This window comes from Pseudomonas sp. Van50 (genome assembly GCF_055390755.1).
On record NZ_AP024343.1, the window covers coordinates 3,754,750 to 3,767,352 of the forward strand.

Annotated in this window: 12 protein-coding genes; 2 read left to right on the forward strand and 10 right to left on the reverse strand. The window is 62.6% G+C overall.

Annotation, left to right across the window (positions count from 1 at the left end; genetic code table 11):
- Positions 1-10: 10 nt before the first annotated feature.
- From ACZ5M5_RS15825 to pssA, 10 genes are all read right to left on the reverse strand, one after another.
- The gene (locus ACZ5M5_RS15825; RefSeq protein WP_103308720.1) at positions 11-1,138 is read right to left on the reverse strand and encodes an acyl-CoA dehydrogenase; all 1,128 of its coding nucleotides are present in this window, start codon (positions 1,136-1,138) and stop codon (positions 11-13) included.
- 9 nt (positions 1,139-1,147) lie between these two features.
- The gene (locus ACZ5M5_RS15830; protein ID WP_060743213.1) at positions 1,148-2,335 is read right to left on the reverse strand and encodes an acetyl-CoA C-acyltransferase; all 1,188 of its coding nucleotides are present in this window, start codon (positions 2,333-2,335) and stop codon (positions 1,148-1,150) included.
- Positions 2,336-2,351: 16 nt separating this feature from the next.
- Positions 2,352-3,113: an SDR family NAD(P)-dependent oxidoreductase gene (locus tag ACZ5M5_RS15835; RefSeq protein ID WP_103308719.1), complete on the reverse strand. Its 762-nt coding sequence runs from the start codon at positions 3,111-3,113 to the stop codon at positions 2,352-2,354.
- Positions 3,114-3,129: 16 nt separating this feature from the next.
- Positions 3,130-4,794 (reverse strand): AMP-binding protein, encoded by a 1,665-nt coding sequence (locus ACZ5M5_RS15840; RefSeq protein ID WP_060742290.1) that lies wholly within the window; start codon positions 4,792-4,794, stop codon positions 3,130-3,132.
- Between the two features lie 300 nt (positions 4,795-5,094).
- The gene (locus tag ACZ5M5_RS15845) at positions 5,095-6,552 is read right to left on the reverse strand and encodes an ArnT family glycosyltransferase (RefSeq protein ID WP_464739395.1); all 1,458 of its coding nucleotides are present in this window, start codon (positions 6,550-6,552) and stop codon (positions 5,095-5,097) included.
- A 67-nt stretch (positions 6,553-6,619) separates the two neighbouring features.
- Entirely contained in the window at positions 6,620-6,913 is a 294-nt protein-coding gene (locus ACZ5M5_RS15850; protein ID WP_103308716.1) for a lipid-A-disaccharide synthase N-terminal domain-containing protein, read from the reverse strand.
- Position 6,914: 1 nt separating this feature from the next.
- Complete coding sequence (locus tag ACZ5M5_RS15855) at positions 6,915-7,658, reverse strand: glycosyltransferase family 2 protein (protein WP_103308715.1); 744 nt, start codon at positions 7,656-7,658, stop codon at positions 6,915-6,917.
- Between the two features lie 27 nt (positions 7,659-7,685).
- Complete coding sequence (locus tag ACZ5M5_RS15860) at positions 7,686-8,657, reverse strand: NAD-dependent epimerase (protein ID WP_464737589.1); 972 nt, start codon at positions 8,655-8,657, stop codon at positions 7,686-7,688.
- 250 nt (positions 8,658-8,907) lie between these two features.
- Positions 8,908-9,924, reverse strand: coding sequence for an AraC family transcriptional regulator (locus ACZ5M5_RS15865; RefSeq protein WP_060743210.1), 1,017 nt, complete (start codon positions 9,922-9,924; stop codon positions 8,908-8,910).
- An 11-nt stretch (positions 9,925-9,935) separates the two neighbouring features.
- Positions 9,936-11,279 carry a CDP-diacylglycerol--serine O-phosphatidyltransferase gene (pssA, locus tag ACZ5M5_RS15870; RefSeq protein ID WP_464737590.1) on the reverse strand — a complete coding sequence of 448 codons (1,344 nt, stop codon included), beginning with the start codon at positions 11,277-11,279 and terminating at the stop codon, positions 9,936-9,938.
- A 123-nt stretch (positions 11,280-11,402) separates the two neighbouring features.
- Here pssA and ACZ5M5_RS15875 point away from each other — a divergent pair, with 123 nt between their 5' ends.
- Together ACZ5M5_RS15875 and ACZ5M5_RS15880 are read left to right on the forward strand one after the other, a co-directional pair.
- Positions 11,403-11,966, forward strand: coding sequence for a TetR/AcrR family transcriptional regulator (locus ACZ5M5_RS15875; protein ID WP_060742286.1), 564 nt, complete (start codon positions 11,403-11,405; stop codon positions 11,964-11,966).
- A 43-nt stretch (positions 11,967-12,009) separates the two neighbouring features.
- Entirely contained in the window at positions 12,010-12,489 is a 480-nt protein-coding gene (locus ACZ5M5_RS15880) for a nuclear transport factor 2 family protein (protein WP_060742285.1), read from the forward strand.
- Positions 12,490-12,603 lie beyond the last annotated feature (114 nt).

Here is a 12,603-nt window from a genome sequence, read left to right on the forward strand (position 1 = left end):
GGACTCCTGTTCAAAGATTGCGCGAAATGACCATGCGCTGAATGTCGCTGGTGCCTTCGTAGATCTGGCAGACCCGCACGTCGCGGTAGATGCGCTCCAGCGGGAAGTCGTTGAGGTAACCGTAACCGCCCAGGGTTTGCAACGCCATGGAGCAGACTTTTTCAGCCATTTCCGAAGCGAACAGCTTGGCCATGGACGCCTCCACCAACGCCGGCTGGCCGCTGTCCCGCAGGGCGGCGGCGTAGTGCACCATTTGCCGGGCCACGGCGATCTGGGTCGCCATGTCGGCCAGGCGGAACGCCACGGCCTGGTGCTCGATGATCGGCTTGCCGAAACTGGAGCGCTCCCGGGCATAGTCCCGGGCCGCTTCGAACGCGGCGCGGGCCATGCCCACCGCTTGCGCCGCGATGCCCACCCGTCCGCCTTCCAGGTTCGCCAGGGCGATCTTGTAGCCCTCACCCTCCTCGCCCAGGCGATTGCCCATCGGCACCTTCACCTCCTCGAAAAGGATCTGGCAGGTGTCGGACGCATGCTGGCCGAGTTTGTCTTCGACCCGCGCCACGCTGTAACCCGGCGAATCGGTCGGCACGATGAACGCACTGATGCCACGCTTGCCGGCGCTCGGATCGGTCACCGCAAACACAATGACCACCCCGGCGTTCTGCCCGGAGGTGATGAACTGCTTGCAACCGTTGAGCACGTAATGATCGCCCTCCAAGCGCGCCCGCGTCTTCAGGCTGCTGGCGTCCGAACCGGCCTGGGGCTCGGTCAGGGCAAACGCGCCGAGCATTGCGCCGCTGGCCAGGGGCGTGAGGAATTTCGCCTTCTGCTCATCGTTGCCAAACTTGAGGATCGGCACGCAACCCACCGAGTTGTGCACGCTCATGATGGTCGAGCAGGCGCCATCGCCAGCGGCGATTTCCTCCAGGGTCATCGCATAGGCCAGGTAACCGGTGTCACAGCCGCCCCACTGTTCCGGCACCAGCATGCCGAAAAAGCCCAGCTCGGCCATCTCAGCGATGGCTTCCCGGGGGAAACGGTGCTCGCGGTCCCATTCGGCGGCGAACGGTTTCAGGCGCTCCTGGGCGAACTGCCGGGCCATGTCGCGGATTTGGGTCTGTTCTTCAGTCGGGAGCATGGTGGTTCCTTAATACAGGCATTCAACGGCCATGGCCGTGGCTTCGCCGCCGCCAATGCAAATGGCCGCGACGCCGCGCTTCAAGCCTTTCTGGCGCAGGGCCGACAGCAGGGTCACCAGGATCCGCGCGCCAGACGCGCCAATCGGGTGGCCCAGCGCACAGGCGCCGCCGTGAACGTTGACCTTGTCATGAGCGATTTCCAGCTTGTCCATGGTCACCAGCCCCACCACGGCAAAGGCTTCGTTGACTTCGAACAGGTCGACCTGATCCAGCGTCCAACCGGTCTTTTGCATCAGTTTCTTCACGGCACCAATCGGCGCGGTGGGAAACAGGCTCGGGGTATCGGCGAACGCGGCATGACCATGGATCACCGCCAAAGGCTTGAGCCCGCGCTGCACCGCTTGGCTCTGGCGCATCAGCACCAGGGCAGCGGCGCCATCGGAAATGGAGCTGGAGTTGGCCGCCGTCACCGTGCCGCCCTCGCGGAACGCCGGCTTGAGCGAAGCAATCTTGTCGATCCGCGCTTTGGGTGGCTGCTCGTCGTGGCGAATGGTCACTTGTTCCTTGCCGACCATGACCTGCAACGGCACGATCTCGGCGTCGAAACTGCCGTCCTCGATCGCCTGCTGGGCGCGGGTGGTGGACGCAATGGCGAAGGCGTCCTGGGCCTCGCGCCCCAGGCCATTGGCCTCGGCGCAATCCTCGGCGAAGGTGCCCATCAGCCGACCTTTGTCGTAGGCGTCTTCCAGGCCATCGAGGAACATGTGGTCAAGCACCCGGCCATGGCCCATGCGGTAACCGCCGCGGGCGCGGTCCAGCAGGTACGGGGCGTTGGACATGCTCTCCATGCCGCCGGCCACCACCACCTCGGCACTCCCGGCGATGAGCATGTCATGGGCCAGGATCGCCGCTTCCATGCCCGAACCGCACATCTTGTTGAGCGTGGTGCAGCGGGTCGACTTGTCGAGCCCGGCGCCCAGAGCGGCCTGACGTGCCGGTGCCTGGCCCTGGCCAGCGGCGAGCACGCAACCGAACAGCACTTCTTCAACCGCACCCGGCGCGATACCGGCCCGCTCCACGGCGGCCTTGATAGCGGCGGCACCGAGTTGTGGGGCGGTGAGGCTTTTCAGTTCGCCCTGGAAACCGCCCATGGGGGTACGGACCGCGCTGACGATGACAATAGGATCGTTGGACATCATGAATCCTCCTTACTTATTTGGCTGCCATGCGCAAGGCGCCGTCGAGACGGATCACCTCGCCGTTGAGCATGCTGTTCTCAATGATATGCCTGACCAGCGCCGCGTACTCGGAAGGTTTCCCAAGGCGAGGTGGAAACGGTACGCCGGCAGCCAGGGAATCCCGCACCTCGGGCGTCATGCCGGCCATCATCGGGGTTTCGAAAATCCCCGGAGCAATGGTCATCACCCGGATACCGAAACGCGCCAGCTCACGGGCGGCCGGCAACGTGAGGCTGGCGATGGCGCCTTTGGAGGCCGCGTAGGCGGCCTGGCCGATCTGGCCGTCGAAGGCCGCTACCGAAGCAGTGTTGATGATCACGCCACGTTCGCCGTCGGCGTTGGCCTCGGTTTCGGCAATGGCCGCAGCCGCCAGGCGCAGCAGGTTAAAGCTGCCGATCAGGTTGACGTTGATCACCTGGCTGAAGCTGTCCAGCCCATGGGGGCCGTTCTTGCCGAGAATTTTCTCGCCGCGCACGATACCGGCGCAATTCACCAGGCCATTCAGACCCCCGAAAGCCGTGACCGTGGCCTTGACTGCCGCTTCAGCCGCCGCTTCGTTGCTGATATCGGCCACCACGCTCTGGCAACCCAGCTTTTGCGCCTGGGCGGCCACGGCGTCGGCGTTGAGGTCCACCAGCATCACCTTGGCGCCGGCCTTGACCAGCATGTCAGCAGTGGCCGCGCCGAGGCCGGAAGCACCGCCGCTGACGAGGAAAATCTTGTTGTCGATCTGCATCATGGTTTCCTTGGGGTCAAGCTGAAACGTTCTGCGCCGCAGCCTCTTGAGCCTTGGCGATTTCCTGGTTGCGCAAGATAAAGCGCTGCAACTTGCCACTTGGGGTTTTCGGCAAGTCGCTGACAAACTCGATTTCACGGGGATAGGCATGGGCCGCCAGGCGCTTGCGCACATGCAGGCGCAATTCCTCGGCCAGCTCCGGTGAGGCGCGATATTGGCTGCTGAGCACCACGAAGGCCTTCACCAACTCGGTACGCTCCGGATCAGGCTTGCCGATCACCGCCGTTTCCACCACGGCCGGGTGTTCGATCAGCGCGCTTTCCACGTCGAACGGACCGACCCGGTAGCCGGAAGTGGTGATCACGTCGTCGCTGCGGCCAACGAAGCTGATGCTGCCATCCGGATTCAGCTCCACGGTGTCGCCGCTCAAGTAGTAGTCGCCAACGAAGGCCTTGGTCGGCGCGCCTTCGTAACCGGCGAACCAGCACATGGGCGACTGGCTGCGGTCCACCGCAAGAATGCCCGGCTGGCCCACGCCCAGCTCGCGTTGCTCTTCATCCAACACCACGATCCGGTGGCCCGGCGAGGCGAAACCGGCCGCGCCCAGGTGCACCGGGTGTTCCAGCCCGTGGTGGTTGCACAGCACCATGCCCAGTTCGGTCTGGCCGTAATGGTCGTGGATCACTACGTTCAAGTTGTCGGCGAACCAGCGGATCACCTCTGGGTTCAATGGCTCACCGGCGCTGCTGACGATGCGCAGCTTGCCCTTGATCGAGCGGGCAAACTGCTCGCCCCCGGCGATCAACAGGCGATACGCGGTGGGCGAGCCGGTCAGGTTGGTGATGCCGTACTTGTTGATGACCCGGCAGGTGCTTTCCAGGGTGAATGGGCCATCATAGAAGGTAATCGGATGCCCCATGGCCAGCGGCCCGGTCACGCCAAAATAAATGCCGTAGGCCCAACCGGGGTCGGCGACGTTCCAGAAGGCGTCTTCAGGGCGCAGGTCCACCGCGTCACGGGTGTAGCTCTGGAACGCCACGATGGCCTTGAGCGGCACCGACAGCGCCTTGGCAGGTCCCGTGGTGCCGGAGGTGAACATCAGCAGGAACGGGTCTTCGCCAGTGAGCATCAGCGGTTCGCACTGGCTGGACTGGTTCGCCACTTCGGCCCAGAAACTGTAGTCGCCCCGCACGATGCCTTGGCCCTTTTCGCCGCCGACCGTGACGATGGTGGGGCAACCGGCAACTTCATTGAGCTTGGGACGGTTGACGGCGTCGGTCACGACGATCCGCGCACCCGAGCTGCCGAGGCGGTGCTCGATGGCCTTGGGTCCGAACGCGGTGAACAGCGGTTGATACACCGCACCGATACGCCAGGTGGCGAGTACGACGATCAAGAGTTCCGCGGTGCGCGGCAGCAGGCCGGCCACTTTGTCGCCCTTACCGACGCCTTGGGCGCGCAGGAAGTTGGCGAACCGTGCGGCATTGTCCTGCAGGTCGCGGTAAGTCCAGGTGGCTTCGCTGCCGTCACGGCCCTCCCAGAACAAGGCGATGCGACCCGGCAATGCATGCCGGTCGCAACACTCGACACAGGCATTGAGCGCCTCGAGCGAGCCGTGCAGCGCGGTGTTGACGGTGTGCTGGTAATCGAACTGTGACGTGGCGGACGAATAATCGCGCATGACCAGAATCCCTCTGTACTTTTTATTGGCTGGGGGAACCGTGAAGAGCAGGCAAATACTCGCGCCGAAGGGCGGTGGCGGCAATGGTCAAAGCCATCAAGTTGCTTGACTGGTTTGGCCATGGTTCGAGGGATGTATTGCCAGTCGAGCCCCTGTGGCGAGGGAGCTTGCTCCCGCTGGGCTGCACAGCAGCCCCAAAGCATTCAACTCAATTAGCCTGACACACCAGGTTGTGCGGTTCTGGGGCCGCTTCGCGCCCCAGCGGGAGCAAGCTCCCTCGCCACAGGAAGTTTTCAGCCACTACAAAGGATGCGCCCATGTGAACGAGTAAACCTTCTCCGGCGCCGGGGACTGGCAGCGCTGGTTGTCCGCATCAGGCCCCACCAGGAACCACTCGGCCCGCGAGGTATCGCCGACCCGGCGCGCCTTTTGCGGGTCGTAGCAACGCGCCAGGTCCCGCGCGGGCACCAAGGCAAAGGCCTGGGGGTGGCTGCGTAGCCAGGTGGCGGATCGTTCCAGGGACTGGCGATCATGGAAGCCAAAATGCATGATGGGCTGCTGGGCGAACAGCCAATGCCCCTCGCGCCACCCGACGAGCACCAACTCGGCATTTGAAGTCAGCTCCGCGACATCACGCATCAAGGTCTGGTGGGGGTTGATGCCTTCCCTGTAGGGCTCGATGAAGCCGCGCACAAACCAGGCGCACAACCACACCACCGTCAAGGCAGCGAATACCACCCTGCCCCTCGGACGCCGGCTGAACCAGCGGTGCAGCAGCCACGGCACAAGCGGTGCCACCAGCAGGATCAAGGCCGGCAACGCGGGAAAGATATACAGCTTGCGCTTGCCACTGCTCAGGCTGAAGAACAACAGCACCAGTACCACCCACCCCAGCAGTACCAGCACGCGTCCATCCTGCTTGAGCAACTGCCTGCGCCAGGCCGGCACCAGCCATGGCAACATGAAAAAGATCGGCAGCCAGTATTTCGGAATCACCTGGACGAAGAAGTACCAGAAGGGTTCGCGGTGCTCCCAGGCATTGGCATAACGCCCCGCCGTCTGCTTGAGCAGGATTTCCTGGGCGTACGCCAGGCTGTCGGGGCTGCCCTGCCACACGATCAGCAGCAACGGCCCAAGCCACAGCGCGATGGCGGCCAGCGCCACGACCAGCCCCAGCCACCAGGCCCCCGCCTTGCCCGGCATGGACATCAGGCCTTTCCACCCTCGACGCACCCCATAGGCGTAGGGAATCAACATCAACACCGGCAGAAACCCCACGCCTTTGCTGATGACCCCCAGCCCCATCGCCGCACAGGCCAGGTAATACCAGCGCCACGCCGGGCCGAGCATCAAATGCCGGCACAAGCCATAGATCCCCAGGATAGTCCAGAGTGCAAGAAAACCATCGATTTGCCCGGTGCGCAGGATGCTGTAGGTCTGGTAGGTGGCTAGAAACAAGAGCGCGGCGATCCTCCCCACGCGTCGCCCCCACAAGCGTCGGCCCAGGTCATACAGGCATGCGGTGGTGACGGCGCCGGCCAACAGCGCGGGCAGGTACAGGGCGACTTTCGGCAGGTGGGTCAATTGCACGAACGAGGCCACCGCCCACATGAACAACGGCGGTTTGTCGGCGTAGATTTCCCCAGCGCGATGGGGAATGAACCATGAGCCGTTCTGCAGCATCTCCAGGGCAACGCCGAGGAAGCGCTCTTCATCGACGTTCATCGGTTGGCGCCAACCCAGGCCGGCGCCCACCATGATCAAGGCCAATGCCACAAGCGCCAGAAGCTCCAGTCGCGAGGAAGACAATCGTATCCGCACCGTCTCAGCCCTTCTCGGCCAGTTCGCGGTTTTCCTGCTCGTGGTGCTTGGCGATCAACTGCAAATTGCGCAGGTAAACGATGAAGCCGAAGGACTGGCCGACAATGAACACAGGGTCTTCGCGGTAGATGGCATAGGCCAGCAACAGCGCGCTACCGATGATGCTCAAGTACCAGAAACCCACGGGTATCACGCTGCGCTTCTTGTACTCGCTATACAGCCATTGCAGGGCAAAACGCCCGGTGAAGGCCAACTGGCCGCCGAAGCCAACGACCAGCCATATCGATTCTCTGCCCATGTCACACCTCGGTTTCTTGTGCGTTGATATCCAGGCGGGTGCGTCTTATCAACCACCACACCCCGAACAGATCGACAATGCCCACCAGCGCCCGGTCGAGGTTGCCGTAGTTGGACACCCCGGCCCCGCGCTCACGGTGATTCACCGGGTGAACCAGCATCCGGCCGTTGTGCCGACGGATCAGCGCCGGAATGAAGCGATGCATGTGATCGAAATACGGCAGGCGCAGAAACGCCTCGCGCTCGATCAACTTGATGCCGCAACCGGTATCGGGCGTCTGGTCCTTGAGCAGGCTGGCCCGCAGTTTGTTGGCGAACCGCGAGGCCCAGCGTTTGCTCGCCGTGTCCCGGCGGTTGACGCGATGCCCCGCCACCAGCTTGACACCGGCGGGCGTCCCCTCCGAACCGCGCACCAGGTCGAGCATCTTTGGCAGGTCGGCCGGGTCGTTCTGCCCGTCGCCATCGAGGGTTGCCAGCCAATGCCCGCGGGCCACTTCAGCGGCGTGGTAGATCGACGTGCTTTGTCCGAGGGAGCGGGCATGGCTGAGCACCCGCAACTGGCGATAGCCACTGTCTTGCAACGCCCGCAGTTGCGCGGCAGTGGCGTCGGTGCTGCCATCGTCGACCACGATGACTTCGAAGGCCTCGTCCACCAGCGCCGCCCGCACTTCTTCCAACAGTGGAATGAGGTTGCCGGCTTCGTTCTTTGCCGGAATCAGGACCGACACATAAAGGGGTTCGTGCATGACGCTCCAGTAAAAAAGCTGAGGGGGTTAAACGCGGTAATACGCGCGGTACCAATCGACAAACGACTGCACGCCGACGGGCACCGCGACCTGCGGGCGAAAACCGATGTGTTCCTCCAGCTCCCGCGTGTCCGCCCACGTGTCGACCACGTCACCCGCTTGCAACGGCAAGAAATGCTTGATCGCGGGAATGCCCAGGGCCTCTTCCAGGCACTCGACAAACTGCAAGAGCTTCACCGGAGCGCCGAAGCCGATGTTGTAGAGCTTGTGGCGCACGCCTGTTTCATTGGCCGGCGGCCGCGGCAACAACCGCACCAGGCCTTCGACGATGTCGTCGATGTAGGTGAAGTCCCGCGACATCGCACCATCGTTGTAGAGATCAATGGCGCGAGCGTTGAGGATGGCGTCGGTGAATTTGAACGGTGCCATGTCGGGCCGCCCCCACGGTCCATACACGGTGAAAAACCGCAGGCCGGTGGTGGGAATGCCGTAGAGATGCGAGTAAGCGTGGGCCATCAGCTCATTGGCGCGCTTGGTCGCCGCATAAAAAGACACGGGCTGATCCACCGGATCGGTGGTGGCATACGGCAAACGGTCGTTCAAGCCATACACCGAGCTGCTTGAGGCGAACACCAGGTGCGCCGGCCGGTGGGCACGGCAGGCTTCCAACACGTTGAGGAACCCCACCAGGTTGCTTTGCGCATACAGGTCGGGATTATCGATGGAATAGCGCACGCCAGCCTGGGCCGCCAGGTGGACGACGTACTCGAATGGGGTTTTCGCAAATACATCCAGCAGCGCCTGCTTGTCGGCCACATCCAGCCGCAAGAAGCGGAAGTTACTGTACTCAGCCAACAACGCCAGCCGAGCCTGCTTCAGTTCGACGCTGTAGTAGCTGTTGAGGTTGTCGATGCCGATGACCTGATGGCCCTCGCTGCACAACCGCCTGGCGGTATGAAACCCGATGAACCCAGCAGCACCGGTGACCAGTACGCTCATACGCAGCCCAAAACGGTCACTTGCATACATTACCCTGATGGATGGCCCGGCTTTTCCGGCGCCTGCACAGGCTTGTATCAAAGAAAAATGACGGTTTTATGAGCGTGTCAGCTTGCCAGGCGAAAGTCCGTGTGGGAGCGAGCTTGCTCGCGATGAGGGTATGGCAGTCAATGACGAGGCGACTGAACCACCGCTATCGCGAGCAAGCTCGCTCCCACGGGGGGCTTGGGTAGGCACAAGACCCGGTGGATCAATCAGGGTCGTTGAGAATCAGGCTGCGATAATGCCCCGGGTTGGACCCGGACCATTTGCGAAACGCCTTGTAGAAGGAACTGGCATCGGCAAAACCCAGGCGCGAGGCGATTTCGACGAAACTGATGGACGGCTCGGCCAGCCAGGTGATCGCCAGATCCTTGCGCACGCTGTCCTTGAGGCCTTGGTAAGTCTGGCCCTCCTCCGCCAGGCGTCGGCGCAGGGTCGAGGCGGACACGCACAGCTGCTGGGCCAGGGCCTCGGTTTCCGGCCACCGTTCGGCGGGCAGTTGCCGCAGGTCGTGCCGGATACGGCTGGCCAGGCTTTGCGGGTCGCGGTATTTGACCAGGATGTTGGCCGGGGCCCGGGCCAGGAAGCGCTTGAGCTCGTCAGCGTTGCGCCGGATGGGCAGGTCGAGGCATTCGGCGGCGAAAATCATCCGGGTGCGCGGCCGGCCAAAGCGCAAGTTCTGGGAGAACATCACCCGGTAGTCGTCGCAGAAATCCGGCGCCGGGCAGCGCAGTTCGACAGACAGGATGGGAATGCGCCGCCCGGCCAACCAGCAGGCGACGCCATGGACGATCATCCAGTAAGTGAAGTAGGTAAAGGCCCGGCGCGGCGCCTGGTCGTCTTCCAGCAGCACGATCTCCGCCAGGCTTTGCTGGCGCGCCCACTGGGCCGGCAGGTGTTCGAGCATCAGCGACAGAAACCCCAGCCCCGCCGTCAAGCCGCTCGCCAGCGTGGGCTGGGCCATGGCGCACTGACAGAGAAACGCCAGGCTGCCGGACTTGAGCTTGCGCGGGTCCATGCCGAAAAACTCGTCATCCAGGCGCTGGGCCAGCAAACGCCAGAGCCGCGCATAGGCATGGGCCGGGACCCGCGCCAGGGGATCGTCAAGCAGCGCCGGGTCTATGCCGACCTTGCTCAAGACCTCATCGGTAGCAGCCCCGGGTGCGCAGCTTTGCAGCAACGCCTCACGCACCAGCTGGATGGAGATGGTGTCTTTTTCCGACATGGCGCGGGTGTTCACAGGATCCGGTAAAGCAGCCGTTCTATCCGCACCCGGCTGACCCGTTTCAGGAACCTGGCCACGGCCTCGGGATAATCCGGCAGGGTTTCCAGGTCCAGGTAGCGTTCGATCCGGCGGGTGTGGCGGTAGATCCGCTCAAGCTCGGCCTGGCGCGGCGCCAGCATCTCGCCCTTGGGGTCGTCCAGCAACAGCGCGTTTTCCAGGTCCAGGCGAAAGGCCCGCGGGTTGAGGTTGTTGCCGGTCAACAAGGTGTAGCGCTCGTCGACCCACATGCCCTTGAGGTGATAGGTGTTGTCCCCGTCACGCCACAGGTGCAGGTTCAATTGGCCACTGTCGATCGCGTGCTGATGCCGTTTGGCGAAGCGTCGCAGGCTGATTTCGTAGAGGTATGGCAGTGCCGCGATGATCTTGAACGGTTCGCTTGGCGGAATGTAGAAGTCGTTGGCGGTCTTGTCGCCGACGATGATGTCGATCTTGACCCCGCGGGCCAGGGCGCGGTTGAGCTCCCGGGTCACGGCCAGGGGCAGGTTGAAATACGGGGTACAGATGGTCAGTTGCTGGCGGCTGCTGGCGATCAGTTCACCGATCACCCGGCTCAGGGGATTGTTCTTGCCCACGCCCAGCAACGGGCTCACCGACAGGCCACTCTTGTCGAGGCTGCCGACGCTGGTGTCATAGGTCGCGTATTTGAGACGGCTGCGCAAGTCACCGATGTCCTTGCGCAAACTGCGGGTGCTGGGCAGGTTCGGCAGGTCCAGGCGATGCACGGCCCTTGAGGTGATCAGGCCATGTTGCACCAGGTGATGCATCGAGTCGGCCAGTGCCGTGTTCTGCAGCAAGTGATAGCGGTCGTAGCGGTATTTGTCGAACTTGTGCAGGTAGACGTTATTCAGGCTCGCGCCGCTGTAGAGCACACAGTCATCAATGACGAAACCTTTCAAATGCAACACACCGAACAGTTCGCGGGTCTGCACCGGCACGCCGTAGATCGGCACTTCGCTGGCATGGGTGCGGGTCTGTTCCTGGTACCACGCCGAGTTGCCCGGCTGCTTCTTGGCGCCAATCAGCCCGCGCTGGGCCCGCAACCAGTCCACGACCACGACCACGTCCAGTTCCGGACGCGCCGCTTTGGCGGCATGCAGGGCATCGAGAATTTCCTGGCCGGCCTCGTCCTGTTGCAGGTACAGGGCGACGATGTAGATGCGCTGGGTGGCCTGGGCGATTTTCTCCAGCAGGCAACGGCGGAATTGGGCAGCGCCATCGAGGATGGTCACCGCATCGGCGGTCAGTGCAAAGCTGCGCAACTTGGGCAGCAGGGAGCGTTTGAAGAGCGACGGCATAGGGCTCGCAAAAAGGTCGATTCCGAAGAACGGATGAGCTTACACCATGGATGGGTTCGGGTCTTCCTGTCGTCAAGAAAAAAACAACTTGACCAAGGAGAACGATCATTCTACTTTTACCCCATGAACGAAATCACTGGTAATGAAACACGAGACATCATCCTCGATGTCGCCGAAAAGTTGATCTATAGAAGTGGCATCGCCGCCACCGGCATGGACCTTCTGGTGAAAACCGCCGGCGTCTCCAGGAAGAGTGTCTATCGCTACTTCGCCAACAAGGACGACCTGATCGTGGCCGCCCTCAAGCGGCGGGACGAGCGCTGGATGCACTGGTTCAGCAGCGAAGTGGACAAGGCGCCCACACCGACGGCGCGGCTGCTCAACCTGTTCACCGTGCTCAAGGGCTGGTTCGACAGCGAAGGTTTTCGCGGTTGTGCCTTCATCAACACCAGCGGCGAAACCGGCGATCCACAGGATCCGGTCCGCCAGGTGGCGAAGATGCACAAGCAGAAGCTGCTCGACTACGTGACCCGGTTGTGCGTCGAACAAGGTGTCGAAAATCCGGACGCCCTGGCCCGCCAGCTACTGATTCTGATCGACGGCGCCATTACCGTGGCGCTGGTCATGGGCGACCACAGCGCGGCTGACCACGCCCAGGACATGCTGAAGATGTTGCTACACACCTGACCGTTGAACCCTGCTTCATTCATCAACTTATTGGAGACTCGCCATGTCTGCCTCTTCTGAAGTTCGTCCGCCATTGCCGCCGTTCACCCGTGAATCGGCGATCGAGAAAGTTCGCCTGGCCGAAGACGGCTGGAACTCTCGCGACCCGCAAAAAGTATCCCTGGCCTACACGCTGGACACCCAATGGCGTAACCGCGCCGAATTCGCGCACAACCGCGAAGAAGCCAAGGCGTTCCTGACCCGCAAGTGGGCCAAGGAGTTGGATTACCGGCTGATCAAGGAACTCTGGGCCTTCACCGATAACCGCATCGCGGTGCGCTACGCCTACGAATGGCACGACGACTCGGGCAACTGGTTCCGTTCCTACGGCAACGAAAACTGGGAGTTCGACGAGCAAGGCCTGATGTACAACCGCTACGCTTGCATCAACGACATGCCGATCAAGGAAAGCGAGCGCAAGTTCCACTGGCCACTGGGCCGCCGGCCGGATGATCATCCGGGGTTGTCCGAGTTGGGGTTGTAAGGCTCTCGACTGAACCACCGCTATCGCGAGCAAGCTCGCTCCCACAGGGGATTGAGGTAAGGCACAGCATTTGTGTGCGCTGAAAATCCAAATGTGGGAGCGAGCTTGCTCGCG